The sequence below is a fragment of the Actinomadura craniellae genome (assembly GCF_003289645.1).
Classification (GTDB): Bacteria; Actinomycetota; Actinomycetes; order Streptosporangiales; family Streptosporangiaceae; genus Actinomadura_D; species Actinomadura_D craniellae.
In genome coordinates this window covers 303,629-330,051 of the sequence record NZ_QLYX01000003.1, presented here as the reverse complement: position 1 = coordinate 330,051, position 26,423 = coordinate 303,629, and the positions used below count along the sequence as shown (strand labels likewise).

Here is a 26,423-nt window from a genome sequence, read left to right as displayed (position 1 = left end):
CTGGCATCCTCGCGGCATGAGTGATCCGTTGGACGGGCTGGACGCCGTCGAGTGGAGCGAGCTGGGGCACGCGTACGGGACGGCCGGCGACGTGCCTAGCCTGCTGCGGGAGCTGCGCTCGGCCGACGAGAGCGAACGCCACGGGGCGCTCGGCGAGCTGTACGGCAACATCTTCCACCAGGGCAGCCGGTACCCGGCGTCCGCGCCCGCCGTGCCGTTCCTGCTGGCACTGGCCGCCGACCCGGCCACGCCCGACCGGGACGCCGTGGTGCAACTCCTGTCGGCGCTCGCCATCGGCTACGACGGGGGGCACCTGCCCGGCGGGGTCGCCGTGGCGGAGTGGCGGGCCCGGGTCGCCCGGTTGCAGGCGACGACCGCCGAGGCGGAGAAGCAGCGGATCGACGCCTGGGTCGCCGCGGCGGCCGACGCGCGCGAGCGCCGCTCCCGGCAGTTCCACCGCGACGGCTACGACTTCGCGTACGAGCGGCGGATGGCGACGGCGGAACTCGCCGCCTACGACGCCGTCCGGGCCGGGGTTCCGGTGCTGTGCGGGCTGCTCGGCGACTCCGACCGGTGGGTTCGGGCCGCCGCGGCCCACGCGCTGGGCTGGTTTCCCGAGGAGGCCGCGGTCACCCTGCCGGTCCTGCTGGAGCGGGACGAGCCGAACGCGGTCATCGCCGCCGGGCTGGTCGGCGACGCCTCGATCGTCCCCCGGATCCGGCCGCACCTGGCGGCCGGCGAGCCGGTGCTCCGCTGGGCGGCGGCCATCGCCCTGGCCCGGGTGGGCACGACCGGCCCGGAGGTGATCGCCGAGCTGGCGGCGTTCGCCGCCCGGCCGCCCGAGGACTCGGGCGTGCTCTTCCTCGACGGCGACCTCCGCGGGCTGTCAGCCACCGTGCTGGCGGAACTCGCCGACCCACCGCCGGAGGCCGCCGCCGCCCTGCTCGACGGGCTGTCACGCACCTCCGAAACCTCCTCGTTCACCATCACCGCGGCGGCCCTGCGCATGGTCTTCGGGCCGGACGCCCGCCGCCCGCTCCCCCCGCACGCCGAGCTCACCGACGTCCAGCGGCGGGCCGTCCGCACCCTTGCCGACCTCGACGAGGAGACCTGGCGGTGGCTCAACTTCACGGAAATCCTCGACCACTGGAACCTCCCGTCGAAGCGGGCCGACCTCCGTGGCTACGCGGAGCTCGATTGAGCGGACGGGAGGTTCGCGGGCTGGCTAGGGTTGGGGGTCGTGCGTCTCGTCATCGCGCGGTGCAGCGTCGACTATGTCGGACGGCTCACCGCCCACCTGCCCATGGCCCCCCGGCTCGTCCTGATCAAGGCCGACGGTTCGGTCTCCATTCACGCGGACGACCGCGCGTTCAAGCCGCTGAACTGGATGAACCCGCCGTGTTCGCTGCGCGAGCAGCCGTACTCGGAGAACGGGGCGACCGCCCGGTGGACGGTCACGCACGGCAAGTCGGGCGAGCAGCTCATCCTCACCATCGAGGAGATCCTGCACGACTCCAGCCACGAGCTGGGGATCGACCCCGGCCTGCAGAAGGACGGGGTCGAGGCGCACCTACAGGAGCTGCTGGCCGAGCACATCACCACGCTCGGCGACGGCTACCGGCTGATCCGCCGCGAGTACCCCACCGCGATCGGGCCGGTCGACATCCTGTGCCGGGACGCCACCGGGGCCACGGTCGCGGTGGAGCTGAAGCGGCGCGGCGACATCGACGGTGTGGAGCAGCTCACCCGCTACCTGGAACTGCTCAACCGCGACCCGCTGCTGGCCCCGGTCCGCGGCGTCTTCGCCGCCCAGGAGATCAAGCCGCAGGCCCGGGTGCTCGCCACCGACCGGGGCATCGACTGCGTCACCCTCGACTACGACGCCCTCCGCGGCATCGAACGCGCCGACACCCTCTTCTGACCCGCGGCCCTTCAGCGCTCAGGGCGTCACAGCGCCTCGGATCCAGAAGGATCACAGGACGGGGATCGTTCGCGGGAAATGTCCGACCCGGTTGGCATCATGGGGCGGATGAGCGAGAAAGCCAGTGGCACCTTCGACATCGACGTCTGGGACTCCAAGGACCCCTACGACGACCGCGACGGCGTGACCCTGACCCCGGTGCAGGTCGAGAAGACCTTCAAGGGTGACCTCGTGGGCACCAGCGTCGCCCACCTCCAGACGGTCACCACCCCGGCCGGTCCGGTCGCATATGTGGGGGTCGAGCGGGTGGAGGGCACGCTGAACGGCCGCAAGGGCTCCTTCGTGCTCCGGCACCAGGCCGCGGACGGTCCCGAGGGGCCGTGGCTCACCTGGGTCATCGTCCCGACGTCGGGCACCGGCGAGCTGGCCGGCATCCGCGGCGAGGGTCAGATCCAGGTGGGCCCCGACGGCGCCCACTCCTTCACCCTCGACTACGACCTGGCCTGAGCCGGCCGGCCCGCGCGAAGCCGTCCCGGCCCACCGCCCCCGGCTCAGGGCCGGTATCCGCCCCGAGCCGGGCGGCAGCGATGATCCACATCGTCTGCTGCGGGCTACCGCGCGGACGATGCGGCCGGGGCTTTTGACGCGGGTCGTACACCGGCGCCGGTAACCTCACGGTCGTCGGGTGATCGAGGAAAGGGCAGGGCATGGGTACGGTCAGCGAAATGCGCAGCGGGGTCAGGCCCAGCCCGGTCTTCCTCGGCATCCTGGGCGCCTGCGTGCTGCTGGGCGTGGTGACCTGGCAGTACGGCCCCGTCACCATGGCGCCGGAGATGGCGCCCCGGCTGGCCGTCTTCGGGTTCGTGGTGACGGGCTGGATCGTGTCGCTCTGCCTGCACGAGTTCGGCCACGCCTACCTGGCGTACCGGTCGGGCGATCACACGGTCGCCGCCAAGGGCTATCTCGGGCTCAACCCGCTCAAGTACGGCGACATCACGCTGAGCTTCGCGCTGCCCGTGCTGTTCGTCCTGCTCGGCGGCATCGGCCTGCCCGGTGGCGCGGTGTGGATCGAGCGCCACCGGATCAGGGGGCGGCTGCGGCACAGCCTGATCTCCGCCGCCGGGCCGCTGGCCAACCTGGCCTTCGCGGTGGTGCTGGCGCTGGCGGTCACCAACCTGATCCACGAGCAGCGCGGCTTCTTCTGGTCGGCGCTGTCCTTCCTGGTCTTCCTCCAGGTGACGGCGGCGCTGCTCAACCTGCTGCCCGTCCCCGGGCTGGACGGGTTCGGCATCATCGAGCCGTACCTGCCGCGCGCCTGGAGCGACAAGGCCGCCGAGATCGGCGGCTATGCGTTCTTCGGTCTGATCGCCCTGCTGTGGATCCCTGCGATCAACAGCGCCTTCTTCGACATGGTCTTCCACCTGACCGACCTGCTCGGCGTGGAGGAGTTCCCGATCCAACTGGGCCACGCCCTCTTCCGGTTCTGGCAGAACGGCTAGCCCGCCAGCTGATCCTTCAGCATCCGGGGCGTTGTAGCGCCCCGGATGCTGAAGGATCACCAGGTCAGGGCTCTTGCTCGCTGATCCTTCAGGATCCGGCGCGCCATAGCGGCCTGAAAGCTGGAGGATCACGTGCTCAGCGGCGGAGCCTGATGCGGGTGCCGCCCAGGTCGACGGCGGCCGGGCGGGCGCGCCGGGGGATGTCGTAGACGACGGCCCCCCGGATGGTCTCGCCGGGGCCGATCTCCTCGAACAGCGGGCCGGCCCGGTCGCCGAGGGCGAAGGTGGCGCCGAGGTCGGCCGCGTACCGCTGGCCGCCAGCGATGAGCTTCGGCGGCGCGCCGATGTCCCGCGCCCGCCGGCCGCGGTTGGTGACGGCGAGGTGCACCTGGACGTACTGGCCCTGGGGTCGCTCGGCGCCGATCCGGCGCGGCCCCGGCCGGACGCCGGTCACCCGGTAGGTCAGCCCGCCGTCCCGGACGGGGGCGCCGATCCGCACCGACCCGGCCCCGGACCCGCCGGACGCCCCGTCCTTGCCGGAGGAGAAGTACGCGCCTCCGGCGGACGCGGAGACCTCGGTGCGGCGTTCGCAGCCTCCGGCGCACAGCGCGACGGCGGTGACCGCGAGCAGGACGAGCTTCAGTCGCATGGCGAACCCCTCCAGCCAGAAAACGCGTAGCGAGCACCCAGGGTAACGCCAGGTGGTGACACGTTTCCGTTGGGTGATAATTCGCGCCTCCGAAACCGGCCGCGACCACCACGAGAAGGGCATGGCATCCTCAGGGCGCCCGAGGATGCTTTACTGGAAAGCAAACACTTACCTCAGTCCCTCCCGGGAGGTCCCATGTCCGTGGCGACGGAGCGCACGACCTTCGAATCGCTCAACCCGGCCACCGGCGAGGTCGTCGCCGAGCACCCGATCCATGACGAGCAGGCCGTCCGGGACGCCATCGAGCGCGCCCGCAAGGCCACCGCCTGGTGGCGGGAACTGGGCTGGACGGAACGCAGGACCCGCCTGCTGAACTTCAAGGGCGCGCTGACCCGCAACCTGAACCGGATGGCGGAACTGATCCACCAGGAGACCGGCAAGCCACTCCAGGACGCCCAGCTCGAAACGGTCATGGCGATCTCGCATCTCGACTGGGCCGCCCGCAACGCCCAGAAGGTGCTCGGCCAGCGCACCGTCTTCCCCGGCCTGATGTCGATCAACCAGAAGTGCCTGCTGGAGTACCAGCCGCTCGGCGTGGTCGGCGTGATCGGCCCGTGGAACTACCCGATCTTCACCCCGATGGGCTCGATCGGATACGCCCTGGCCGCCGGCAACGCGGTCGTCTTCAAGCCCTCCGAGTTCACCCCGGGCGTCGGCGTGCTGCTCGCCGAGATCTTCGACACGGCGGTGCCCGAGCAGCCGGTGCTCCAGACCGTCACCGGGCTGGGCCCGACCGGGGCGGCGCTGGCCGGGGCCGGCACCGACAAGATCGCCTTCACCGGCTCCACCCGCACCGCCAAGCGCGTGATGGCCGCCTGCGCCGAGCACCTGACCCCGATGGTGGCCGAGTGCGGCGGCAAGGACGCCTTCATCGTCGACGCCGACGCGGACCTCGACGCCGCCGCCGATGCCGCGCTGTGGGGCGCCATGGCCAACGCGGGCCAGACCTGCATCGGCGTCGAGCGCGTCTACGTCGTGGACTCGGTGTACGACGCCTTCCTCGGCAAGGTGAGCGAGAAGGCCCGGGAGCTGCGGCCCGGCTTCGACCGCGAGGCCGCGTACGGGCCGATCACCATGCCGGGCCAGCTCGACATCATCGAACGGCACATCAAGGACGCGCTGGAGAAGGGCGGCACAGCCGTGGTCGGCGGCGCCGACTCGGTGCGCCGGCCCTACGTCGAGCCGGTCGTGCTGGCCGACGTGCCCGACGACTCGGCCGCGGTGTGCGAGGAGACCTTCGGGCCGACCATCACCGTGCACCGGGTCGCCGACCTCGACGAGGCCGTGCGCAAGGCCAACGACACCTCCTACGGCCTGGCCGGCACGATCTTCTCGGGCAGCCGGGCCCGGGCCGTCGAGGCCGCCCGGCGGCTGCGCGGCGGCATGACCTCGATCAACGCGTTCGCCGCGTTCGCCATGGTCGGCGCGCTGCCGTTCGGCGGGGTGGGCGAGTCGGGCTTCGGCCGGATCCACGGCGCCGACGGCCTGCGCGAGTTCGCCCGCTCCAAGGCCGTCACCCGGCAGCGCTTCGCCCTGCCGACCAACCTGGTCTCCTTCTCCCGCACCGAGAAGGACATGGAACGCGTCCTGCGGCTGGTCGCTATGGTCCACGCCAAGCGCCATAAGTAGGCCGGCGCCGGCTTAGGCCCCGGCCGTACGCGGCCGGGGCCTCAGATAAGGCGTTCTCCCGATGTGGGCGGCGTGCCTTAGCGCGAGTCTTTGATGCAGCGGGCCGGTAGGGCACCGGCCCCGGACAGAGGAGAGCGCGATGCACCCCGACATGGCGAAGGCCATCATGAAGGACCGGGCACGCCGGCTGCGGGAGGAGGCCCGGCGGGCCGCCGAGGCGAAGAAGAAGGCCCGGTGAGAACCTTGCCGCCGCCCGCCCTCCCGGGCTGCCGACTCCCGAGACGCCCGCACCGCGACCCGCGGTGCGGGCGTTCCCTTTCCCGGGGCCCCGGATTCCCCGGGCTCGGCACCGCCACGGCTCAGCCGGATTCGCCGCCGCCCGTATCGCGCCGGTCCCGCACGACACGCTGCGCCACCCTGAAGCCACCGGCTTGACATGCCGGCGCCATGTGTCCAGCGCCGAACCCCCTCCCCGGCCCGCGAGACGCCGCTCTAGGCTGGAGCGCATGGCGAAGAGCAAAGAGACCCCGGTCGTGCTGTCGAAGATCTACACCCGGACCGGAGACGACGGCAGCACCGCGCTGGGCGACGGCAGCCGCACCGCCAAGACCGACCCCCGGCTGGCCGCCTACGCCGACGTCGAGGAGACCAACGCCGCCATCGGCGTCGCCGTAACCCTCGGCGACCTGCCCGCCGAGCTCGTCGAACTGCTCCGCCGGGTGCAGAACGAGCTGTTCGACGTGGGCGCCGACCTGTGCGCCCCCGTGGTCGACGACCCGCCCTACCCGCCGCTGCGCATCGACGCCGGCTACGTCGACCGGCTGGAGGCCGACTGCGACGTCCACAACGAGCGGCTGGAACCGCTGCGCAGCTTCATCCTGCCCGGCGGCACCCCGGGCGCCGCCCTGCTCCACGTCGCCCGGACCGTCTCCCGGCGGGCCGAACGCTCCGCCTGGGTCGCCATCGAGGCGCACGGCGACACGGTCAACCCGCTCACCGCCCGCTACCTCAACCGCCTCTCCGACCTGCTGTTCATCCTCTGCCGGGTCGCCAACGCCGGCCACGGCGACGTCCTCTGGAAGCCCGGCGGCCCCTGAGCATGGTGGGGTTGGCCCCACCCCGGATCGGCGGGCGGGCCTCCTGTCGCCGGCCGGACGGAGCCTGGATGCTGTAAGGGTGCCGGACGGGGCGAACAGCGGAGGCGAGCAGACGTGAAGCGCGTGACGGGAGCGGCCACGGCGGCCGCGCTGACGATGGCCGTGCTCGGCGGTTGCGGTGTGGACACCCAGTACGAGAACCGCCGCTACGACGTCTCCGGCGTCACCTCGATCAAGGTCGATTCCGACCACGACCTGGTGGAGGTCGTCGGCTCCGACGTGCGCACGGTCCGGGTGCACGAGCGGCTGGCCTACAAGACCGACCGCGACCGGCCCAAGCCCACGCACACCGTCAAGAACGGCGTCCTCGACCTGCGCTACCGCTGCGACACCCTCATCATCGGCCTCAGCGCCTGCGGGGTGCGCTACCGGGTGGAGGTCCCCCGGGGCACCGCCGTCCAGGTGGACCTGGACAGCGGCCCACTGCGGCTCGTCGGGCTGACGGGCACGGTGCGGGCCCATGTCGACTCGGGGTCGGTCGAGGCCGAAGGGCTGCGGGCCGCCGCGGTGAACATCACCTCCCACTCCGGCCGGATCAGGGTCTCCGGCCAGGCCCAGTCCATGCGGCTGAACACCGACTCCGGCGCCATCGACGCGACCGGCCTGCGCGTCCTCTCCGTGCAGGCGACGACCGACTCCGGCGCCGTGCGGCTGGCGTTCCTGGCCCCGCCCACCAACGTGCAGGCGCGCAGCGACTCCGGCGCGGTCGCGGTGCGACTGCCGGACAACGGCGTGAAATACCGGGTCACCGCCCACACCGACAGCGGGGGGCGCAGCATCACCGTCCCCCAGGACGGCGACTCGCCGCGGGTCATCACCGCCAGCACCGACTCCGGCGCCGTGACCATCCTGCCGTCCTGAACGGGGCTCAGCCGGGCTCCACCGGGAAGCCCGGCGGCGCGGCCTCCATCCAGGCGAGGAAGCCGGTCAGCGCCGCCGGGCTCATCGCCAGTTCCACGTTCAAGTCACCGTCGCGCAACTCGATGATCGAGACGTCCGGGCTGACCAGGGCCGCCTCGTCGGCCTCCGGCGACCGGCGGTTGCACACGACGAGGCCCCGGCGGTGAATCACCTGCCGGGGCCTTGACCGGAAACCGAAGACACGGTGCCAGTGCAGCTCGTCGCCTTTGTACCGGCCGATCCCGAGCCGCCATACGCCGGGCTCGCCGCCGGCCGGTAGCCGGCGCAGGCTGCACTCCACGGTGCCGCCCTTACGCTCGAACAGCCAGCGCCGGGCGGACAGGACCACGAAGACCAGGACCACCGCCAGGACGACGGCGGCGAGCACCCCACCGATCTCCTGGAGCAGTTCCCCACCCTCGGCGATCACGCCCCCCATCGCCGCGGCCCCCGCTGCCGGGTTTCGCTAGGACTCGTGCCCGGCGGCCCGCAGCCGCGCCTCAGCGCGCCGCCGGGTCACCGACACGTCGTTCATGCCGTCGCCGTCGCCGGCCAGCGCCTGCTCCAGCTGGAGCCGCGCCGCCTCAACGTCGATCTCGCCGGCCAGTTCCGCCTGCTCGGCGAGGATGGCGACCTCGTTGTCGGCCACGGAGAAGAACCCGCTGCCGACCATCGCCACGACCTCGTCGCCGCCGTCGGCGGGCTGGATCTTCACTACGCTGCCGTCGAGGAGGACGCCGAGCACCGGGGCGTGACCCGCCAGGATGCCGAGCTGGCCCTCGATGGTCTGCGCGACCACCTGCTTGGCCTCGCCGGACCAGATCTCACGCTCCGGTGAGACCAGCCCGACCTTCAGGGTTGCCACGTGAATTCCTCCGGATGACGGAGCGGACCGGGGCACTCGGTGCCCCGGCCCGCCGGGAGCGGATTACTTCTCCAGCTCCTTGGCCTTCTTCTCCACGTCCTCGATGCCGCCGCACATGAAGAACGCCTGCTCGGGGATGTGGTCGTACTTGCCCTCGGCGATCGCCTTGAACGAGGCGATCGTGTCCTCCAGCGGCACGAACACACCGGGCTGACCGGTGAAGGCCTCGGCCACGAACATCGGGTGCGACAAGAAACGCTCGATGCGCCGCGCCCGGTTGACCGTGACCTTGTCCTCCTCGGACAGCTCGTCGATACCGAGGATCGCGATGATGTCCTGCAGCTCCTTGTACTTCTGCAGGATCCGGATCACTTCCTGGGCCACGTTGTAGTGGTCCTGGCCGATGATCTGCGGGTCCATGATCCGCGAGGTGGAGTCGAGCGGGTCCACCGCGGGGTAGATGCCCTTCTCCGTGATCGCCCGGGAGAGCACGGTCGTCGCGTCGAGGTGCGCGAACGTGGTGTGCGGGGCCGGGTCGGTGATGTCGTCCGCGGGGACGTAGATCGCCTGCATCGAGGTGATCGAGTGACCCCGGGTCGAGGTGATCCGCTCCTGCAGCACACCCATCTCGTCGGCCAGCGTCGGCTGGTAACCCACCGCCGACGGCATGCGGCCGAGCAGCGTGGAGACCTCCGAACCCGCCTGGGTGAACCGGAAGATGTTGTCGATGAACAGCAGCACGTCCTGCTTCTGGACGTCCCGGAAGTACTCGGCCATGGTCAGCGCGGACAGCGCCACCCGGAGCCGGGTGCCCGGCGGCTCGTCCATCTGGCCGAACACCAGGGCGGTGTCCTTGAGGACGTCCGCCTCGTCCATCTCCACCCAGAGGTCGTTGCCCTCACGGGTGCGCTCGCCGACACCGGCGAAGCAGGAGGTGCCACCGAAGTTCTTGGCGACCCGGCGGATCATCTCCTGGATGAGGACGGTCTTGCCGACGCCCGCACCACCGAACAGCCCGATCTTCCCGCCCTTGACGTACGGGGTGAGCAGGTCGATGACCTTGATGCCGGTCTCCAGCATCTCGGTCTTCGACTCGAGCTGGTCGAAGGGCGGGGCGCTGCGGTGGATGCCCCAGCGCTCGTTGACCTCCAGGGAGGCCGTGGGAACGTCCAGCGACTCGCCCAGGGCGTTCCACACGTGGCCCTTGGTCACGTCGCCGACCGGCACCGAGATCGGCTTGCCGGTGTCGGCGACGGCCGCGCCGCGGACCAGGCCGTCGGTGGGCTGCATCGAGATGCCGCGCACCACGTTGTCGCCGAGGTGCTGGGCGACCTCGAGCGTCAGCGTCTTGGTCTCCTCCCCCAGCGTCACCTCGACGTGGAGGGCGTTGTAAATCTCCGGCATGGCGTCGGCGGGGAATTCCACGTCGACGACCGGGCCGATGACTCGGACGACGCGCCCGGTCGCCGTCGTCGTCTCTACCTGAGCAGTCATTAGTCACTCCCCGCGCTCGACTCGGCAAGCGCGTTGGCGCCCCCGACGATCTCGCTGATTTCCTGGGTGATCTCGGCCTGCCGCGCCTGGTTGGCCTGACGCGAGTAGAGCCCGATCAGTTCGTTCGCGTTGTCGGTCGCCGACTTCATCGCCCGTCGCCGGGACGCGTGCTCGGACGCGGCCGACTGGAGCAGCATGTGGAAGATCCGGCTCTCGATGTAGTTCGGCAACAGCAGGTCCAGCGCGGCCTCGGCCGAGGGCTCGAAGTCGTACGTCGGCAGCACCTCGTCGGCGGCCTCCTCCACGACCTCCAGCGGCAGCAGCCGCCGGACCTGGACCTGCTGGGTCAGCATCGAGACGAACTCGGTGTAGACCACGTGGATCTCACCGACGCCGCCCTCCTCGTCCGTCTTGAGGAAGTCCTCGGCCAGCCGCCGGCCGATCCGCTCGGCGCTCGGGAAGTCGGGGCGGTCGCTGAACCCGCTCCACTGCTCGGCCATCTCCCGGCCCCGGAACCGGTACCAGGTGATGCCCTTGTTCCCGATGACGTAGGGGATCGGCTCCCGGCCCTGCTCGCGCAGCCGCGCGACCAGGGACTCGGCCTCGCGGAGCACGTTGGCGTTGTACCCGCCGGCGAACCCGCGGTCACTGGTGATGATCAGCACCGCGCTGCGCCGGTCCTCCGGCTGCTCCTTGAGCAGCGGGTGGCCGATGCCGACCCGGTGGCTGATCAGCGCGGACAGCGCCCGCGTGATCTGGTCGGCGTACGGGCGGGAGGCCCGCACGTTCTCCTGCGCCTTGACGATGCGCGAGGTGGCGATCAGCTCCTGGGCACGCGTGATCTTGGCGGTCGACTTGACCGACCTGATCTGCCGTCGAAGCTGGCGAAGCTGTGCACCCATCGCCGATCAGGCCTTCTTGGTGACGGTGGTCGCCTTGATGGTCTCCTGGCCGACGGCGCCCTCGTCGATCGGGGTGGCCGGCTCGTCCTCGACGAGCGTGCCGCCCTCGCTGACCTGGAACTCCTTCTTGAAGTCCGTGATCCCGGACTCCAGCGCTTCCAGGGCGTCGTCGGAGAGCTGGCCGGTCTCCCGGATCGCGGCGAGCAGGTCACCGGCGTTGCGCTCGACGTAGTCGAGGAACTCGGCCTCGAAGCGCTTGATGTCGGCCACCGGCACGTCGTCGAGCTGGCCGGTCGTGCCCGACCACACCGAGACGACCTGCTTCTCCACCGGGTACGGGCTGTACTGCGGCTGCTTGAGCAGCTCGACCAGCCGCGCGCCGCGCTCCAGCTGCGCCCGGGAGGCGGCGTCGAGGTCGGACGCGAAGGCCGCGAAGGCCTCCAGGTCACGGTACTGCGACAGCGCCAGCCGGAGCGTACCGGCGACCTTCCGCATCGCCTTCACCTGCGCGGAGCCACCGACCCGGGAGACCGAGACACCGACGTTGATCGCCGGCCGGACGCCCTGGTTGAACAGGTCGGTCTCCAGGAAGCACTGGCCGTCGGTGATGGAGATGACGTTGGTCGGGATGAACGCCGACACGTCGTTGCCCTTGGTCTCGATGATCGGCAGACCCGTCATCGAGCCGGCGCCCATGTCGTCCGACAGCTTCGCGCAGCGCTCCAGCAGCCGGGAGTGCAGGTAGAAGACGTCACCGGGGTACGCCTCGCGGCCCGGCGGGCGACGCAGCAGCAGCGAGATCGCGCGGTAGGCCTCGGCCTGCTTCGACAGGTCGTCGAAGACGATCAGGACGTGCTTGCCCTGGTACATCCAGTGCTGGCCGATCGCGGACCCGGTGTAGGGCGCGATGTACTTGTACCCCGAGGGGTCGGAGGCGGGAGCCGCCACGATCGTGGTGTACTCCAGCGCGCCGGCCTCCTCCAGGGTGCGGCGCACGTTGGCGATCGTGGAGCCCTTCTGGCCGATCGCGACGTAGATGCAGCGGACCTGCTTCTTCTCGTCGCCGGAGAGCCAGTTCTCCTTCTGGTTGATGATCGTGTCGATGCAGATCGTCGTCTTGCCGGTCTGCCGGTCACCGATCACCAGCTGCCGCTGGCCGCGGCCGATCGGCGTCATCGCGTCGATCGCCTTGATGCCGGTCTGCAGGGGCTCGCCCACCGACTGCCGCTGCACGACGGTCGGGGCCTGCAGTTCCAGCGCGCGGCGCTCGGCCGACTCGATGGCGCCCTTGCCGTCCAGCGGGTTGCCCAGCGCGTCGACGACGCGGCCCAGGAAGCCGTCGCCGACCGGGACCGAGAGGACCTCGCCGGTGCGGCGGACCTTCTGGCCCTCCTCGATCTTGCTGAAGTCACCCAGGACAACGGCGCCGATCTCGCGCACGTCCAGGTTCAGAGCCAGGCCACGGGTCCCGTCCTCGAATTCGAGGAGTTCGTTCGCCATCGCCGAGGGCAGGCCCTCAACGTGGGCGATACCGTCGCCGGAATCGACGACGGTGCCGACCTCGTCCCGCGCGGCCGCCTCAGGCTCGTACGACTGGACGAAGCGCTCCAGCGCGTTCCGGATCTCGTCCGGACGGATCGTCAGCTCCGCCATGATTCCTCTCTTGCTCCCTTAAAGGTCGGCTCGCGCCGGGCTCAGCTTGCGAGCCGGCGGCGGACGTCGTCCAGCCGCCCCGCGATCGTGCCGTCGATTACTTCGTCGCCGAGCTGGATGGACAGGCCGCCCACCACCGTCGGGTCGAGCTCGATGTTCAGGTGTACTTCGTGGCCGTACGCCGCGGCCAGCACGGCGGCCAGCCGGGTGCGCTGGGCCTCGGTGAGATCGACCGCCGAGCGGACCAGTGCCACCAGCCGCTGCCGCCGCTGGGTCACGACCCGGCCGTACTCGGCCAGCCCGCTCTCCAGGCTACGGCCCCGCGGGCGCAGCACGACCTCGGTGACGAGCCGCAGCGTCGAGGGGGTGGCCTTGCCGGCGAGCAGCGCCTCGAGGAGACCCTGCTTGCGGTCGGCGGGCAGCGCCGGGTCGGTGAGCGCGGAGCGCAGCTCCGGCTCGCCCTCGACCACCCGGGAGAACCGGAACAGCTCGTCCTCCAGGTCGTCGATCCGGCCGTCGGCCTCGGCCCGCGCGGCCTCGGCCGTGACCGCCAGGGTCTCGACCGCGTCGGCCAGCTCGGACGGCCGCGACCAGCGCAGCCGCACCACGTCCGCGACCAGCGCGACCGCGGCGGGAGACACCTTGCCGTCGAGCAGGCCCTCGATCAGAGCCGCCTTGGCGTCGCCGGCCCGCGCCGGGTCGGCGAGGGCACGGCGCAGGCCGTGCTCCCGGTCGATCAGGTTCAGCACCCCGAACAGCTCTCCGCCGAGCACGGCGAGGTCGGCCGAGGGAACGAGGGCTTCCAGCCGCTCCTTCACCTCGGCCAGCGACGCCCTGCTCACGGCGCCCAGAGCGCTGCTCATGAGACCTGCTCACCGGCGCGGGTGCGGCCTTCGAGCTCCTCGAGGAACCGGTCGACGACGCGCCGCTGCCGGGCCTCGTCCTCCAGCGACTCGCCGACGACCTTGCCGGCCAGCTCGACCGACAGGGCGCCGACCTCGGCGCGGAGCCGGGTGAGCGCCTGCTGGCGCTCGGCCTCGATCTGCGCCTGGGCCGACTCGGTGATGCGGCGCGCCTCGGCCTGGGCCTGCTCGCGCATCTCGGCCACGATCTGGGCGCCCTCCTCGCGGGCCTTCTCACGCAGCCGGCCGGCCTCCTTGCGAGCCTCGGCGAGCTGGGAGCGGTACTGCTCCAGCGTGGCCTGGGCCTCCTTCTGGGAGACCTCGGCCTGCTTGAGCCCGCCCTCGATCGCCTCGGTCCGCTCCTCCAGCGTCTTCTGGATGCGCGGGACGAGCATCTTTCCTACGACGAGGACGACGACGGCAAAGGAGAAGATGCCGACGACCAGCTCATAGGTGTGCGGGAGCAGAGGGTTGTTCGCTTCTTCCGCCAGCAGTCCGGCTGCCGTGTACATATCCGCGTCCCTCCCTCAGAGAATGGATCGCATCAGCCGTAGATGAACGGCGCGACCAGACCGATCAGCGCCAGCGCCTCGGTAAGAACGAAGCCCAGCAGCATGTTCTGGCGGATCACACCGGTCAGCTCGGGCTGGCGGGCGATCGCGTTCACGCCCTGGCCGAAGATGATGCCGACACCGATGCCAGGGCCGATCGCGGCCAGGCCGTAGCCGATGGCGCCGATGTTGCCTTCGACCGCGGCGAGGACTCCCGTCATTGGTTCATTCCTTTTCTGTCGGCCGGTGGGGGATCCACCGGTCTGATGGGTCGAGCCGGTTCTAGTGGTCCGCGTGCAGCCCGCTGCCGATGTACATGGCGGCGAGCATCGTGAACAGGAAGGCCTGCAGGAACTGGATGAACATCTCGAAGCCGGTCATGACGATGGTCATGATCACCCCGACCACGCCCAGGGGCACGCCCAGCGGGGTCGGCTTCTCGAACAGGAACCAGAAGCCCACCAGGCTGAAGAAGGCCAGGATGATGTGACCGGCGAACATGTTGGCGAACAGTCGCACCGCGTGCGTGAAGGGCGCCAGCACGAAGGTCGAGAGGTACTCGATCGGGATCAGCAGCACGTAGGTCGCCTTGGGCAGGCCCTTGGGGATCATGTCGCCGAAGTAACCCTTGAAGCCCTGGTGCTTGATGCCCAGGTAGATCTTCAGCAGGTAGATGCTGATCGCGAGCACCACGGGGAAGGCGATGTGCGAGGCGATCGGGAACTGGATCACCGGCACCACGGCCATGATGTTCCAGGTCCAGATCAGGAAGAACAGCGAGAGCAGGAGGGGCATCCAGCGATCGGAGTCCTTGCCCAGGAACGGGCGGGCGACCTGGTCGCGAACGAACACGTAGCCGACTTCGCCGAGGTTCTGCATGCCCCGGGGCACCAGCTTGGGGTTGGCGAAGGCGCTCCACGCCAGCACGCACACCAGGAGCGCGCCGACAACGGCGAAGACCACCGGCTTGGTCAGCCATTCCGGGCCGCCGGCGAACAGCGGCGGGAATTCGAAGAGTTCGGGCCCCGGGGCCTTGAACTCCTCGGCTGGGGCGGCGAGGACCGTCAGCGCGCTCACGCGGCGTTCCCTTCGGTGTGGTGTTGGATCACGATGGCTTCCTCGGCGGCGGGGCCGCTCTGAGGGGTCAGCGACCGTACTTCACGTAGACCAGGTAGATGGCGAGCCCGATCCCGAGGACGAGGCCGAACGGGAAGAAGAGTTCCAGGCCCGTCCACCGCGCCAGCAGCCAGCCGGCCCCGCCCCAGATCGCCATTCCTGAGAGCAGGTAGCTGGGGACCGACCAGAGTGCGTCGGCGAAGGCGCGCTGTTCTTCCGCGGCTCGACGTTCGTGCTCGCTCATCGCGCTCCGGACGATAGCAGGCCATGCAAGGGATGGTCATATCGGAGTAGTCATTGCTCATCAGGAGCCCCGGCCGGCCGGCGCCTCGACGTCGCCGTCGGCGGGTTCATCGACGTACGCGATCTTGGTCCGCAGGAAGTACCGCGCCTCCGCGACGACCCAGACCAGGGTGAGTGCGAGCACCGACCAGGCGAACGCCTTGGTGTCCCACACGGTCACGTTCTGCAGCGCGGACAGCGCGACGGAGAGGACCAGGAGCTTGATGATGTAGCTACCGAGCGCGGCGGGAAGCATCGCCTGCGGCGAGATCTTCGCCGCGTAGGACACGGCCAGCACGCTGATCGTAAAGAAGATCGACACCATGGCCAGCGCCATGATCGCCGCGATTACTCCCTTGGATCCGGACAGAACACCACAGAGCACCACCGCGAGCACCCCAGCGAGGGCGGTCGGGATCGCGGCGCTCCGGAGAATCCGGGCGTCGGAAGGCTGCATATGGGCTCCGAGCGGTCACGTTTTGTATTCAACCCTTGCTCGTGAAAGGTATCACAAGCTATTGGATGCCCTGCAATTACCCATCACGTAAGGGACAAAGAGGACGTGAGCGGCGTGTTCGGGCAGCTCATGCGGGCTGGTGCGGGCGGGTTGCGGGGGCCTGCGGCGGCGTCTTCGCCTGGGCCCGGCGCAGCCGCGGCTCGGCGAGCATCACGACCAACCCGGCCACGGCCAGGAACACCGCGGCGACCACCATGCAGATGATCGCGATTTGGGGATCCAGTGAGAAGGCCTTGGCGAGGTAGCCCACCAGGGAGAGGCCGACCACGCACATCGCCAGCAGGCCGACCCAGAAATACATGATCAGAACGGCCCGGCGGTGGGAGTGGCCGAGTTCCAGCAACCGGTGGTGCAGATGCAGCTTGTCGGGGGCGAACGGGGAACGCCCCTGGTTCGTCCGCCGCCAGACCGCCAGCAGCATGTCGATGAACGGCACGGCCACCACGGCCGCGACCATGACCAGCGGCACGAAGAAGGGGAACAGCTTGTAACCGCCGATGATCGCCGGGTCGAACTGCCCGGTGAGCATGATCGTCGAGGCGCTCAGCAGCAGCCCGATGAGCATCGAGCCGGTGTCGCCCATGAAGATGCGGGCGGGGTTGAAGTTGTGCGGCAGGAAGCCGGCGCACATCCCGAAGAGCACCGCGGTGATCAGCGTGGCCCCGCCCAGCCGGGTCAGCCCGTTGGCGAACGACAGCAGCGAGGCGTAGGTGAACAGGGCGAACGAGGCGATACCCACCACCCCGGCGGCCAGGCCGTCGAGCCCGTCGATGAAGTTCACCGCGTTGATCGTGGCGACCACGATGAAGATGGTGAGCGGCACGCCGTACTCGGGCGGCAGCGACAGCGGCTCGCCGCTGGGCAGCGGGATCACGTAGATCTGAATGCCGTGCAGGATGAAGATGCCCGCCGCGGCGACCTGGCCCGCGAACTTCGTCAGCGGGTCGATCTCCCACCGGTCGTCGGCGATGCCGACCAGCACGATCAGCCCGGCCGCGATCAGCACCGCGCGGCCGACGTTCTCGCGCGCCAGCACCTCGCTCATCTTGGGCAGCTGCGAGGCCACCAGCAGCGCGGCGACCATGCCGCCGAACATCGCCAGCCCGCCCAGCCGGGGGGTGGGGATCGCGTGCACGTCGCGTGCCCGCACCGCCGTCATCGCCCCAAAGGAGATCGCGAACCGGCGGACCACCGGGGTGATCAGGTAGGTGACCACCGCGGCGATGAGGACCGTGAGCAGGTACTCCCGCACGCACCGCCCCCTTCGCCGACAGGCCCGCGCCCGCCGCGTGCCGCGTCCAACTTTATTCGGACTGGCGGATCGCCGCCGCCGGTTCCTTCCGGTCCGACCGGAAGATCACGAATCCGATGATCACACAACCGAGACCCGCGAGGGCCGGATCGCCGATCGAGGCCGCCCACAGCCCCCCGGCCAGGACGTCGTCGGCGGCGTCCACGGCCAGCACCACCAGCCCCGCCGCCCCGAGCGCGAGCCCCGCCCCACGGCGAACCGGTACCCGGCGGACGGCGATCGACGCCCCGGCGGCAGCGGCCAGCAGCGCCCAGCCCAGGCCGGTCCACTCCAGATGCGGTTCCGCGTAGCGCGGCGGCGACGCCCGCAGCGCGCCACGGGGCAGCGTCAGCCTGATGGTCATGCCCTCGCCCGGGCGCAGCCCCGACTGGCTGAAAACTAGTCCGTATGGGCCAGCCCGTTCGGACCCGCACCGCGTGCCGGCCGGGCGGGTGCCCGCGGTGCACTCGGCCCGCCCCGCCCCCGGGGCCCGGCCCAGCGGGATCGGGGACCGGACCCGGACCACGGCCTCACCGATCGCCCCGCTCCGGCCGGGGCCGATCGCGTCCCAGACCAGGGTGTCCAGGGTCCGGCCGGGGGTCACCGCGCCGGCGACCTCGTACTCGATCACGTAGGACTGCAGGCCACCCGACCGGGACCGGCCCTCACCCACCCTGAGCTGGACCTCGTGCATGAACTTCACGGCCTGGGGCAGTGCGGGCGCGCCGGTGGAGCTACTCGCCCGCACCCGCCGGATCTCGTACAGCCGGTCGCCCGCCCGGTACGGCACCCGGCGGACGATGCCCCGCCGGCCCGCCGCCACGAAGTCGACGGTGACCGTCTCGCGGACGTGCAGCACGCCGTCCGGGCGGAGCGTGAGGACCACGTCGTAGGTGGGGATGCCACCGTCCGCGGCCCGCGCGGAAGCGGGCAGCGTGAGGACGAGGAGCGCCGCACACGCCCCCAGGACTCCCATCGCCGCGGCTTTCATCCCGCCAGCCATGCCCCTGACGCCCCACCGTTAATGGTGATCCGGCCCACATGCCGTCAACCCAAGGTAACGAAGGGTCCGGGCGAGCGGAGTCCTTCCAGCTCGCAAGGTGGCTTTCGGCGCCCCAAGACTCCCCTTCAGGTCAGGGAGTCACCCGCCCTCGTCCTCCTTGCGGAGCGCCGGCGCGGCGGCATCCTCCCCGCGAGACTCCGGCGCGGCGTCGTCCCCCTCGCGAGGCGTCAGCGCGGCGGCGTCCTCCTTGCGGAGCGTCGGCGCGGGGGCGTCCTCCTTGCGGAGCGTCGGGGCGGCGGCGTCCTCCCCGCGAGGCTCCGGTGCCGCATCGTCCTCCTTGCGGAGCGTCGGCGGGGTGGCGTCGAGGTCGTCGTCCTCCTCGTCATCGTCGTCGGTGAGGATGACGCCGACCACCGAGCGCAACTTCTGCTCGGAGACCGCACCGGCCCGCAGCAGCCGCGGCACCGGCCCGGTCAGGTCGATGATGGTGGACGCCTCGCCCTGCCCCGCCGGGCCCGCGTCGAGGTAGACCGAGACGGCGTCACCGAGCCGTTCCTCCGCCTCCTCCGCGGTCCGGGCGGCGGGCTCGCCGCTCAGGTTGGCGCTGCTGACCGCCAGCGGCCCGGCCTCCTTGAGCAGTTCCAGGGCCACCTCGTGCAGGGGCATCCGCACGGCCACCGTGCCCTTGGTCTCGCCCAGGTCCCACGCCAGGTTGCGGTTGGCCCGGCAGACGATCGTCAGCGCGCCCGGCCAGAACTCGTCGATCAGGTCCTGCCCGTACGTCCCCAGGTCCTCGACCAGCGCGGTGGCGGCCCGCACCGAGCCGACCAGCACCGGCGGCGGCATCTCCCGCCCCCGCCCCTTGGCGTCGAGCAGCGTCGTCACCGCGGCCGGCGTGAACGCGTCACACCCGACCCCGTACACCGTGTCAGTCGGCAGAACCACCAGCTCACCACGGCGAAGCGCCGAGATCGCCTCGGCGATCCCCTTCGCCCGCTCCACCGGCTCCGCGCAGTCAAAACGTCGGCTCACGCCCGCCATACTGCCACGCGCCGGCGAACCCTCATGCCGCCTCGATCACCGCCACGCTCACCGTCGAGGGCTCCGGAACCTCGGCTCCCGCCTCTCGCAGCCCCTCCAGATGGAACACGATCGCCTCACGCATCAGGGCGAGCGTCTCCTCCTCGGTCTCCCCGACCGCCACACAACCGGGAAGATCCGGGGCATAAGCACCGTAGCCACCATCGTCGGCACGCTCGACGACCACTGCATACCTGCCCATCAAGGCCTCCGTTCCCGCTGGAAGGTGACCAGGACCGCTCAGTCCGCGGCGAGGCGGGCGGTGACGAAGCGGTCGCGGTCGGTGAGGTCGCGGCGGTTGCGGACGTCGCGCCAGCCGTGTTCCTCGGCGAACACCCAGTAGACCTCGTTGCCCTGGAGGTCGCTGTGTTCGACGGCGACGTAGCCGCCGGGGCGGAGCAGGCGGCGGGCGGTGCGCTCGACCGCGCGGATCGCGTCCAGGCCGTCGTCGCCGCCGCCCCACAGCGCGTCGGCCGGGTCGTGGTCGCGCACGTCGGGCGGCACGTACTCCCACTCGCTCATCGGAATGTAGGGCGGGTTGCTGATCACCAGATCGACGGTTCCGTCGAGTTCCGCCAGGGCGGTGGCGAAGTCGTCCAGATGCAGCCGGACGCGCCCTCGTTCGTCCAGAGCGTCGATGTTGCGGGTGGCGTGCACGAAGGCCTTCGGGTCCTTCTCCACGGCATGCACGCGGGCCCTGGGGGCCTCCTGGGCGATGGACAGCGCGATCGCCGCCGAACCGGTGCCCAGGTCGACCACCAGCGGGTCGTTGACGTCCATGGCGCGCAGCGTGTCGATGGCCCAGCCCGCCATCACCTCGGTCTCGGGGCGGGGCACGAACACCCCGGGTCCCACCCGCAGTTCCAGGTAGCGGAAGAAGGCCCGGCCGGTGATGTGCTGCAACGGCTCGCCGGCCTCACGGCGGGCGATGCCCTCCCAGTACCGGGCGTCGAACGCGGCGTCGGCCACGGTGTGCAGCTCGGAGCGCTTGACGCCGTGCACGGCCGCGGCCAGTTCCTCGGCGTCCGCGCGCGGCGAGGCCACCCCGGCCTCGGCCAGCCGGGCCGTGGCCCGCGCGATCTCGTCGAGGAGCAGGTTCATGATCCTTGGGCGTCGGCCAGCCGGCGTTCGGTGTCGGCGTCGACCAGGGCCTGGATGACGTTGTGCAGGTCGCCGTCGAGCACCTGGTCGAGGTTATACGCCTTGTAGCCGACGCGGTGGTCGGAGATGCGATTCTCCGGGAAGTTGTAGGTGCGGACCCGCTCGGACCGGTCGACCGTGCGCACCTGGCTCTTGCGCTCGGCCGCCGCGGCGGCGTCGGCCTCCTCCTGCGCGATGGCCAGCAGCCGCGACCGCAGGATGCGCAGCGCCTGCTCCTTGTTCTGCAGCTGGCTCTTCTCGTTCTGGCAGGACACCACCACGCCCGTCGGCAGGTGGGTGATCCGCACCGCCGAGTCGGTGGTGTTGACGCTCTGCCCGCCCGGCCCGCTGGACCGGTAGACGTCGATGCGCAGGTCGTTCGGGTCGACCTGGACGTCGACGTCCTCGGCCTCCGGCGAGACGAGCACGCCCGCCGCGCTGGTGTGGATGCGCCCCTGCGACTCGGTGACCGGCACCCGCTGGACGCGGTGCACGCCGCCCTCGAACCGCAGCCGCTCCCAGACGCCGTCCCGGCCCTTGATGGCGACGGTGACGTCCTTGTAGCCGCCCAGGTCGGACGGGTGGGAGTCGATGACCTCGGTCTTCCAGCCGGTGCGCTCGGCGTACCGCAGGTACATCCGCAGCAGGTCGCCGGCGAACAGCGCCGACTCCTCGCCGCCCTCCCCGGCCTTGATCTCCAGGATGACGTCCTTGTCGGCGTTGGGGTCGCGCGGCACCAGCAGCAGGCGCAGCCGGTCGGACAGGTCCTCCAGCCGCTTCTCCAGCTCGGTGGCCTCGGCGGCGAAGGTGTCGTCCTCGCCGGCCAGCTCGCGCGCCGTACCCAGGTCGGCCTCGGTGGCCCGCACCTCGCGGTACGTCTCGACGATCGGGCGCAGTTCCGCGTACCGCTTGCCCAGCCGGCGGGCCTCGCCCGGATCGGCGTGCACGGCGGGATCGGCGAGCCTGCCCTCGATGTCGGCGTACTCGCTGAGGAGGTCGTCAAGATTCACGGTGACACCCAACGGCCGGCCCGGGGGCACGCGCCCCCGGCCGGCCGACGTAGTGAACGGGTCTTACTTCTTGTCGGCCTTCTTGCCGAACCGCTTCTCGAACCGGGCGACCCGGCCGCCGGTGTCGAGGATCTTCTGCTTGCCCGTGTAGAACGGGTGGCAGTTGGAGCACACGTCGGCGTGGATGACGCCGTTCGCGGCCGTGCTGCGGGTCTCGAAGGTGTTGCCGCACGTACACGTCACGGTCGTGACGACGTAGTCCGGGTGGATGTCAGACTTCACGGGTTCTCCTCGCCTAGAGCGGTCGCCGGGTCGCCTCAGGGCACGCGCGCAGAGTCTCGCGGGAGTCTGGGGACGTGAACCGGTACCGCAGCGGTTGCACTCCAAGTGTGCCAGACGCCAGAACGTCCCTCGGTCACCGGTCATTCCCCGGCGCCGAGATAGGCCAGCACCGCCCGCACCCTGCGGTGATCGTCGGTGGCCGGGGCCAGCCCGAGTTTGGCGAAGATGTTGGAGATGTGCTTTTCCACCGCGCCGTCGGTGACCACCAGGTCCCGGGCGATGGCGGTGTTGGACCGGCCCTGCGCCATCAGCGCCAGCACCTCGCTCTCCCGCGGGGTCAGCGCCTCCAGCGGGTCGTCGCGCCGCCGCCGGCCCAGCAACTGGCCGATCACCTCGGGGTCGATCACCGTGCCGCCCGCGGCGATCCGGCGCACCGCGTCCATGAACTCGCTCACCTCGGCCACCCGCTCCTTCAGCAGGTAGCCCACGCCCTGCGCGCCGCCGCCGATCAGGTCGGTGGCGTACCGCTCCTCGACGTACTGCGACAGCACCAGGATCGGCATGCCGGGCACCCGCTCGCGCACCGCCAGCGCGGCCCGCAGGCCCTCGTCGGTGAACGAGGGCGGCATCCGGACGTCGACGATCGCCAGGTCGGGCCGGTGCTCGGTCACGATGCCGAGCAGTCCGGGGCCGTCGCCGACGGTCGCCACGGTCTCGATTCCCTCGTCCGCCAGCAGGCGGACGAGCCCCTCCCGCAACAGCACCGAGTCTTCGGCGATCACTACGCGCATGGGCCCCATTCTGCTGGGCCCATGCGCGTCCGCGTCACCAGGCGCAGGGCAGATCCGCCCGGATCACGGTGGGGCCGCCGGCCGGGCTGTCCACGGTGAGGATGCCGTCGATGGTGGCGGCCCGGTCGGCCAGCCCGGACAGCCCGCCGCCGGGGAGGGCGGTGGCACCGCCGACCCCGTTGTCGGACACCTCGACCACGATCCACTGGTCCTGGCGCATCACCTGGACGGCCGCCCGGGTGGCCCGGGCGTACTTGGCCACGTTGGCCAGCGACTCCGCGACGATGAAGTACGCGATGCTCTCCACCGCCGCCGGGGGGCGCTCGTCCAGGTCCACCTGGACCTCCACCGGCACCGGTGCCCGGGCGGCCAGCGAGGACAGCGCCGGGTCCAGGCCCCGGTCGGTGAGGATCGCCGGGTAGATGCCGCGGGCCAGGTCACGCAGTTCGGCGATGGCCTCCCGGGTGCCGGCGTGCGCCTGCTCGATCAGCGCCCGGGCGCCCTCGGGGTCGTCCTCCAGCTTGGCCCGCGCCCGGCCGATGTCCATCGCCACGGCCAGCAGGCGCTGCTGGGCGCCGTCGTGCAGGTCGCGCTCGATCCGCCGGCGCTCGGCCTCGGCCGCGTCCACCCCGCGGGCCCGGCTGGCCTGCAGGTGGTCGGCGCGGGCCCGCAGCGCCCGCGCCTCGGCCTGGCTCTCGCTGGGCCCGAGCAGGAACCGGGCCACGGTGACGTGCCCGATGCCCATGATCCGGGAGGTGTACAGCGCGGGCAGCACCAGGGCCAGGCCCAGCAGGCTGAGCGGCAGCGCGGTCACCGGGTCGTCCGCCCAGTAGGGAACACCGAAGTTGATCTCCACCCCGCCGGGGGTGAGCGCGATCGCCGGCGCCGCGACGAGGATCCCGACGAACGCCCACATCGACACCGACACCACGAACTCCAGCAGCGTGATGGGGAACAGCAGCACCAGGTAGGTGAAGTCCTTCCAGGTGGCGAGGTCGCCGGCCATCGTCCGCCACTTGGTGAACACCCCGCCCTCGGGCAGCCGCCGGTACGGGGTGGGGATCCTGACGCCGAACGCCGCGCGCATCAGCTGCCGCTCCAGCATCGCGCCGCCCCGCCAGGCGACCATCAGCAGCGCCGCCAGCGGGACGCCGACCCAGATGATCAGCAACCCGGCGGCCAGGGAGGTGCCGGTAACAAGGAAGACGAACCAGAACAGCCCGACGGCCATGCTGCCCAGCAGGTAGACCGCGGCCCGCCAGCTCAGCGGGTCACGGATCATCCGCAGGGGCCGCCAGGACGCCGTCTCGATCGTCGCCTTCGTGCTCATCACGCCTCGCTCCCGTCCGCTCTGGGTCTCCAGCCTCGCGGATCGGCCGGATCCCGGCCATGGAGCGGCCCGCCGGGCTCGGGGTGGGGCTGGCCCCACCCCGAGCCCGGCGGGCCGGGCGCCTCAGCGGTCGTCGGAGACCGTGGTCTTCTGCACCTGGAGCAGGAACTCGGCGTTGGACTTGGTCTCGCGCATCTTCTCCAGCAGGAGTTCCAGCGCCTGCTGGGTCTCCAGCGCGTGGAGCACCCGGCGGAGCTGCCAGACCACCCGCAGCTCCTCGGCCGCCATCAGGATCTCCTCCTTGCGGGTGCCGGACGCGTCGACGTCCACCGCCGGGAAGATCCGCTTGTCGGCGAGCTGCCGGTTGAGCTTGAGCTCCATGTTGCCGGTGCCCTTGAACTCCTCGAAGATGACCTCGTCCATCCGGGAGCCGGTCTCGACCAGCGCGGTGGCCAGGATCGTCAGCGAGCCGCCGTTCTCGATGTTGCGGGCGGCGCCGAAGAACCGCTTCGGCGGGTACAGCGCGGTCGAGTCGACACCACCGGACAGGATGCGGCCGGACGCCGGGGCGGCCAGGTTGTAGGCGCGGCCCAGCCGGGTGATCGAGTCGAGCAGCACGACCACGTCGTGGCCCAGCTCGACCAGCCGCTTGGCCCGCTCGATGGCCAGCTCGGCGACCGTGGTGTGGTCCTCGGCGGGCCGGTCGAAGGTCGAGTGGATGACCTCGCCCTTCACCGACCGCTGCATGTCGGTGACCTCTTCGGGCCGCTCGTCGACCAGCACGACCATCAGGTGGCACTCGGGGTTGTTCTTGGTGATCGCGTTGGCGATCGCCTGGAGCACCATGGTCTTGCCGGCCTTGGGCGGCGACACGATGAGCCCGCGCTGGCCCTTGCCGATCGGCGAGACCAGGTCGATGATGCGGGTCGTCAGCACGCCGGGGTCGGTCTCCAGCCGCAGCCGCTCCTGCGGGTACAGCGGGGTGAGCTTGGAGAAGTCGACCCGGCTCCGGGCCTGGTCGGGCTCCATGCCGTTGACCGTGTCGAGGCGGACCAGCGCGTTGAACTTCTCGCGGCGCTCGCCCTCGCGCGGCTGCCGGACGGCGCCGGTGACCACGTCGCCCTTGCGCAGCCCGTTCTTGCGGACCTGGGCCAGGGAGACGTACACGTCGTTGGGGCCGGGCAGGTAGCCGGTGGTGCGGACGAAGGCGTAGTTGTCGAGGATGTCGAGGATGCCCGCGACCGGGATCAGGACGTCGTCCTCGTTGATCACCGGCTCCTCGTAGCGCTCGCGGCCACCGCGGCCACCGCGGTTGCGCTCGCGGAACCGCCGGCCGCGCCGGCCCCGGCCCTCGCCGTCGTCGTCGCCCTGGCCACCGCCGCCCTGGCCACCGCCACCGCCCTGGCCACCGCCCTGGCCGCGCTGCCGGCCACCGTCACGGTCGCGGTCGCCGCGGTCGCCGCGGCCCTCGCGGTTGTCCCGGTTGTCGCGGCCGCCCCGGCCGCGCTGCCGGCCACCGTCGCGGTCACCGCGTTCCCGGCCCCCGCCGCTGCTCTCACCGCCGCCGTCGTCGGACTTGGCGGGCCGCTGCCCGCCCGTGTCCGTCTTGTCGGCCCGGTCGGCCTTGTCGTCGGCCGCGGCGGGCTGCTCGTCGGTCGTCTCGTCACGGCTGTCGTCCCGGCGGCCCCGGCTCCGCCGGGACCGGTTCGCGGGGCGCTGCTCGTCCGCGGGCGCGGCGGCACCACCCTCGACCGCGCCCTCGCCCCCGCCCGCGGCGGGGCGCTCTTCGCTGGTCTGCTGGGCGACCGGCGCGGTGGTGACGGCTCCCTGCTCGCCACCGCCCGCGTTCGCGCCCTGCTTCTCCTGGATGGCCGCGATGAGCTGGCTCTTGCGCATACCGGTCGTGCCGGTGATGCCGAGGCTGGTCGCCAGCGCCTTCAGTTCCGGCAGCACCATGGCCGTGAGGCCGGTGCCGGACCTGCGGCGCCGGGGGGCGCCGGCGCGCTCGACCTCGGGCTGGGCGGGCGCGATGTCAGGCGCCGTGCTCGAAGCGTCCGTAAGGAGTTCGCTGGTTTCGCTCACTAAGGGTCCTTCCCAGGGAGCGGGTGTAGGCCATCGTCGGCCAGGCAACCCGGTGGTGCGACACGGCGGGGGCGCCGGGTCGTGCTCCGCTGATCACGATGGGCTCGTCATCGGCGATATCTGGGCACAGCCAGATGGTCGGGACGGTTCTCGCGCCGTCCCCGGTTCCATCACGTCCGAGATGAATCAGGGATGTTAAGGAATCGGGAAGCCACATGCGCGGGGCGGACGCGACCACTGGGCCGGCCGGGCGATGCGAGGCTGACGAGCACTGGGCCCCGAGCGGGGCATCTGGTGCGGCATTCAGCCTAACATCA

The 26,423-nt window shown here is 71.2% G+C and carries 29 protein-coding genes; 7 read left to right on the top strand and 22 right to left on the bottom strand.

What is annotated here, in order from left to right; translation table 11 throughout:
* The first annotated feature begins 16 nt into the window (after positions 1-16).
* From DPM19_RS08335 to DPM19_RS08320, 4 genes are all read left to right on the top strand, one after another.
* On the top strand, positions 17-1,201 hold the full coding sequence (locus DPM19_RS08335; protein WP_111864391.1) for a HEAT repeat domain-containing protein: 1,185 nt from the start codon (positions 17-19) through the stop codon (positions 1,199-1,201).
* Between the two features lie 39 nt (positions 1,202-1,240).
* Complete coding sequence (nucS, locus tag DPM19_RS08330) at positions 1,241-1,921, top strand: endonuclease NucS (RefSeq protein ID WP_111864388.1); 681 nt, start codon at positions 1,241-1,243, stop codon at positions 1,919-1,921.
* Positions 1,922-2,029: 108 nt separating this feature from the next.
* Positions 2,030-2,428 carry a DUF3224 domain-containing protein gene (locus DPM19_RS08325; protein ID WP_233509971.1) on the top strand — a complete coding sequence of 133 codons (399 nt, stop codon included), beginning with the start codon at positions 2,030-2,032 and terminating at the stop codon, positions 2,426-2,428.
* 200 nt (positions 2,429-2,628) lie between these two features.
* Positions 2,629-3,420 carry a site-2 protease family protein gene (locus tag DPM19_RS08320; protein ID WP_111864386.1) on the top strand — a complete coding sequence of 264 codons (792 nt, stop codon included), beginning with the start codon at positions 2,629-2,631 and terminating at the stop codon, positions 3,418-3,420.
* Between the two features lie 136 nt (positions 3,421-3,556).
* On the opposite strand, the gene DPM19_RS08315 is transcribed toward DPM19_RS08320, so the two are convergent.
* Positions 3,557-4,069 carry a DUF4352 domain-containing protein gene (locus DPM19_RS08315; protein WP_158566725.1) on the bottom strand — a complete coding sequence of 171 codons (513 nt, stop codon included), beginning with the start codon at positions 4,067-4,069 and terminating at the stop codon, positions 3,557-3,559.
* A gap of 195 nt (positions 4,070-4,264) precedes the next feature.
* Between DPM19_RS08315 and DPM19_RS08310 the strand changes: the two genes are divergently transcribed.
* The 3 genes from DPM19_RS08310 to DPM19_RS08300 all read left to right on the top strand — a co-directional run bounded on the left by DPM19_RS08310 (position 4,265) and on the right by DPM19_RS08300 (position 7,776).
* Positions 4,265-5,758, top strand: a complete 1,494-nt coding sequence (locus DPM19_RS08310) for an aldehyde dehydrogenase family protein (protein ID WP_111864381.1) — start codon at positions 4,265-4,267, stop codon at positions 5,756-5,758.
* Between the two features lie 506 nt (positions 5,759-6,264).
* A complete protein-coding gene (locus DPM19_RS08305; RefSeq protein WP_111864378.1) occupies positions 6,265-6,855 on the top strand; it encodes a cob(I)yrinic acid a,c-diamide adenosyltransferase in 591 nt (196 codons plus the stop codon).
* A gap of 114 nt (positions 6,856-6,969) precedes the next feature.
* The gene (locus DPM19_RS08300) at positions 6,970-7,776 is read left to right on the top strand and encodes a DUF4097 family beta strand repeat-containing protein (RefSeq protein WP_111864376.1); all 807 of its coding nucleotides are present in this window, start codon (positions 6,970-6,972) and stop codon (positions 7,774-7,776) included.
* A gap of 7 nt (positions 7,777-7,783) precedes the next feature.
* Here the strand turns inward: DPM19_RS08300 and DPM19_RS08295 are convergent, their stop codons facing one another.
* The 21 genes from DPM19_RS08295 to rho form a co-directional block, all read right to left on the bottom strand.
* Positions 7,784-8,254 carry a DUF2550 domain-containing protein gene (locus tag DPM19_RS08295; protein ID WP_111864373.1) on the bottom strand — a complete coding sequence of 157 codons (471 nt, stop codon included), beginning with the start codon at positions 8,252-8,254 and terminating at the stop codon, positions 7,784-7,786.
* Between the two features lie 27 nt (positions 8,255-8,281).
* A complete protein-coding gene (locus DPM19_RS08290) occupies positions 8,282-8,680 on the bottom strand; it encodes a F0F1 ATP synthase subunit epsilon (RefSeq protein ID WP_111864370.1) in 399 nt (132 codons plus the stop codon).
* 63 nt (positions 8,681-8,743) lie between these two features.
* Positions 8,744-10,174, bottom strand: coding sequence for a F0F1 ATP synthase subunit beta (gene atpD, locus DPM19_RS08285; RefSeq protein WP_111864367.1), 1,431 nt, complete (start codon positions 10,172-10,174; stop codon positions 8,744-8,746).
* A complete protein-coding gene (locus DPM19_RS08280; RefSeq protein WP_111864364.1) occupies positions 10,174-11,076 on the bottom strand; it encodes a F0F1 ATP synthase subunit gamma in 903 nt (300 codons plus the stop codon). Before DPM19_RS08280 ends, atpD begins: the two co-directional genes overlap by 1 nt.
* Before the next feature lie 6 nt (positions 11,077-11,082).
* The gene (gene atpA / locus DPM19_RS08275; protein ID WP_111864362.1) at positions 11,083-12,729 is read right to left on the bottom strand and encodes a F0F1 ATP synthase subunit alpha; all 1,647 of its coding nucleotides are present in this window, start codon (positions 12,727-12,729) and stop codon (positions 11,083-11,085) included.
* Between the two features lie 41 nt (positions 12,730-12,770).
* Complete coding sequence (locus tag DPM19_RS08270; RefSeq protein ID WP_199484926.1) at positions 12,771-13,592, bottom strand: F0F1 ATP synthase subunit delta; 822 nt, start codon at positions 13,590-13,592, stop codon at positions 12,771-12,773.
* Positions 13,589-14,143 carry a F0F1 ATP synthase subunit B gene (locus DPM19_RS08265; protein WP_111864359.1) on the bottom strand — a complete coding sequence of 185 codons (555 nt, stop codon included), beginning with the start codon at positions 14,141-14,143 and terminating at the stop codon, positions 13,589-13,591. Before DPM19_RS08265 ends, DPM19_RS08270 begins: the two co-directional genes overlap by 4 nt.
* Before the next feature lie 32 nt (positions 14,144-14,175).
* Positions 14,176-14,403, bottom strand: coding sequence for an ATP synthase F0 subunit C (gene atpE, locus DPM19_RS08260; protein WP_111864356.1), 228 nt, complete (start codon positions 14,401-14,403; stop codon positions 14,176-14,178).
* Between the two features lie 61 nt (positions 14,404-14,464).
* On the bottom strand, positions 14,465-15,259 hold the full coding sequence (gene atpB, locus DPM19_RS08255) for a F0F1 ATP synthase subunit A (protein WP_111864353.1): 795 nt from the start codon (positions 15,257-15,259) through the stop codon (positions 14,465-14,467).
* 67 nt (positions 15,260-15,326) lie between these two features.
* Positions 15,327-15,542: a hypothetical protein gene (locus tag DPM19_RS08250; protein WP_111864351.1), complete on the bottom strand. Its 216-nt coding sequence runs from the start codon at positions 15,540-15,542 to the stop codon at positions 15,327-15,329.
* A 60-nt stretch (positions 15,543-15,602) separates the two neighbouring features.
* Complete coding sequence (locus DPM19_RS08245) at positions 15,603-16,037, bottom strand: hypothetical protein (protein WP_111864349.1); 435 nt, start codon at positions 16,035-16,037, stop codon at positions 15,603-15,605.
* Between the two features lie 127 nt (positions 16,038-16,164).
* Positions 16,165-17,349, bottom strand: coding sequence for an MraY family glycosyltransferase (locus tag DPM19_RS08240; protein ID WP_111864346.1), 1,185 nt, complete (start codon positions 17,347-17,349; stop codon positions 16,165-16,167).
* 52 nt (positions 17,350-17,401) lie between these two features.
* Positions 17,402-18,391 (bottom strand): DUF2207 domain-containing protein, encoded by a 990-nt coding sequence (locus tag DPM19_RS08235; RefSeq protein WP_111864343.1) that lies wholly within the window; start codon positions 18,389-18,391, stop codon positions 17,402-17,404.
* A 138-nt stretch (positions 18,392-18,529) separates the two neighbouring features.
* The gene (locus DPM19_RS08230) at positions 18,530-19,423 is read right to left on the bottom strand and encodes an L-threonylcarbamoyladenylate synthase (protein WP_111865030.1); all 894 of its coding nucleotides are present in this window, start codon (positions 19,421-19,423) and stop codon (positions 18,530-18,532) included.
* Positions 19,424-19,454: 31 nt separating this feature from the next.
* Positions 19,455-19,673, bottom strand: a complete 219-nt coding sequence (locus tag DPM19_RS08225; RefSeq protein WP_111864341.1) for a type II toxin-antitoxin system HicB family antitoxin — start codon at positions 19,671-19,673, stop codon at positions 19,455-19,457.
* A gap of 38 nt (positions 19,674-19,711) precedes the next feature.
* Positions 19,712-20,572: a peptide chain release factor N(5)-glutamine methyltransferase gene (prmC, locus tag DPM19_RS08220; RefSeq protein WP_111864338.1), complete on the bottom strand. Its 861-nt coding sequence runs from the start codon at positions 20,570-20,572 to the stop codon at positions 19,712-19,714.
* Positions 20,569-21,621 carry a peptide chain release factor 1 gene (gene prfA / locus DPM19_RS08215; protein ID WP_111865028.1) on the bottom strand — a complete coding sequence of 351 codons (1,053 nt, stop codon included), beginning with the start codon at positions 21,619-21,621 and terminating at the stop codon, positions 20,569-20,571. Before prfA ends, prmC begins: the two co-directional genes overlap by 4 nt.
* A 63-nt stretch (positions 21,622-21,684) precedes the next feature.
* On the bottom strand, positions 21,685-21,903 hold the full coding sequence (rpmE, locus tag DPM19_RS08210; protein WP_111864335.1) for a 50S ribosomal protein L31: 219 nt from the start codon (positions 21,901-21,903) through the stop codon (positions 21,685-21,687).
* Positions 21,904-22,043: 140 nt separating this feature from the next.
* Positions 22,044-22,694: a response regulator transcription factor gene (locus DPM19_RS08205; protein WP_111864332.1), complete on the bottom strand. Its 651-nt coding sequence runs from the start codon at positions 22,692-22,694 to the stop codon at positions 22,044-22,046.
* Between the two features lie 34 nt (positions 22,695-22,728).
* The gene (locus DPM19_RS08200; RefSeq protein WP_111864330.1) at positions 22,729-24,024 is read right to left on the bottom strand and encodes a sensor histidine kinase; all 1,296 of its coding nucleotides are present in this window, start codon (positions 24,022-24,024) and stop codon (positions 22,729-22,731) included.
* A 123-nt stretch (positions 24,025-24,147) separates the two neighbouring features.
* Positions 24,148-26,106: a transcription termination factor Rho gene (gene rho / locus DPM19_RS08195; RefSeq protein WP_111864328.1), complete on the bottom strand. Its 1,959-nt coding sequence runs from the start codon at positions 26,104-26,106 to the stop codon at positions 24,148-24,150.
* Positions 26,107-26,423: the final 317 nt, after the last annotated feature.

Bases quoted from the DNA above. Each gene is read 5' to 3' on its own strand.
- DPM19_RS08335 (WP_111864391.1), top strand. From the start codon at position 17: ATGAGTGATCCGTTGGACGGGCTGGACGCCGTCGAGTGGAGCGAGCTG.
- DPM19_RS08325 (WP_233509971.1), top strand. From the start codon at position 2,030: ATGAGCGAGAAAGCCAGTGGCACCTTCGACATCGACGTCTGGGACTCC.
- DPM19_RS08320 (WP_111864386.1), top strand. From the start codon at position 2,629: ATGGGTACGGTCAGCGAAATGCGCAGCGGGGTCAGGCCCAGCCCGGTC.
- DPM19_RS08315 (WP_158566725.1), bottom strand. From the start codon at position 4,069: ATGCGACTGAAGCTCGTCCTGCTCGCGGTCACCGCCGTCGCGCTGTGC.
- DPM19_RS08310 (WP_111864381.1), top strand. From the start codon at position 4,265: ATGTCCGTGGCGACGGAGCGCACGACCTTCGAATCGCTCAACCCGGCC.
- DPM19_RS08305 (WP_111864378.1), top strand. From the start codon at position 6,265: ATGGCGAAGAGCAAAGAGACCCCGGTCGTGCTGTCGAAGATCTACACC.
- DPM19_RS08295 (WP_111864373.1), bottom strand. From the start codon at position 8,254: ATGGGGGGCGTGATCGCCGAGGGTGGGGAACTGCTCCAGGAGATCGGT.
- atpD (WP_111864367.1), bottom strand. From the start codon at position 10,174: ATGACTGCTCAGGTAGAGACGACGACGGCGACCGGGCGCGTCGTCCGA.
- DPM19_RS08280 (WP_111864364.1), bottom strand. From the start codon at position 11,076: ATGGGTGCACAGCTTCGCCAGCTTCGACGGCAGATCAGGTCGGTCAAG.
- atpA (WP_111864362.1), bottom strand. From the start codon at position 12,729: ATGGCGGAGCTGACGATCCGTCCGGACGAGATCCGGAACGCGCTGGAG.
- DPM19_RS08270 (WP_199484926.1), bottom strand. From the start codon at position 13,592: ATGAGCAGCGCTCTGGGCGCCGTGAGCAGGGCGTCGCTGGCCGAGGTG.
- DPM19_RS08265 (WP_111864359.1), bottom strand. From the start codon at position 14,143: ATGTACACGGCAGCCGGACTGCTGGCGGAAGAAGCGAACAACCCTCTG.
- atpE (WP_111864356.1), bottom strand. From the start codon at position 14,403: ATGACGGGAGTCCTCGCCGCGGTCGAAGGCAACATCGGCGCCATCGGC.
- DPM19_RS08250 (WP_111864351.1), bottom strand. From the start codon at position 15,542: ATGAGCGAGCACGAACGTCGAGCCGCGGAAGAACAGCGCGCCTTCGCC.
- DPM19_RS08245 (WP_111864349.1), bottom strand. From the start codon at position 16,037: ATGCAGCCTTCCGACGCCCGGATTCTCCGGAGCGCCGCGATCCCGACC.
- DPM19_RS08235 (WP_111864343.1), bottom strand. From the start codon at position 18,391: ATGGCTGGCGGGATGAAAGCCGCGGCGATGGGAGTCCTGGGGGCGTGT.
- DPM19_RS08225 (WP_111864341.1), bottom strand. From the start codon at position 19,673: ATGGGCAGGTATGCAGTGGTCGTCGAGCGTGCCGACGATGGTGGCTAC.
- prmC (WP_111864338.1), bottom strand. From the start codon at position 20,572: ATGAACCTGCTCCTCGACGAGATCGCGCGGGCCACGGCCCGGCTGGCC.
- DPM19_RS08205 (WP_111864332.1), bottom strand. From the start codon at position 22,694: ATGCGCGTAGTGATCGCCGAAGACTCGGTGCTGTTGCGGGAGGGGCTC.
- DPM19_RS08200 (WP_111864330.1), bottom strand. From the start codon at position 24,024: ATGAGCACGAAGGCGACGATCGAGACGGCGTCCTGGCGGCCCCTGCGG.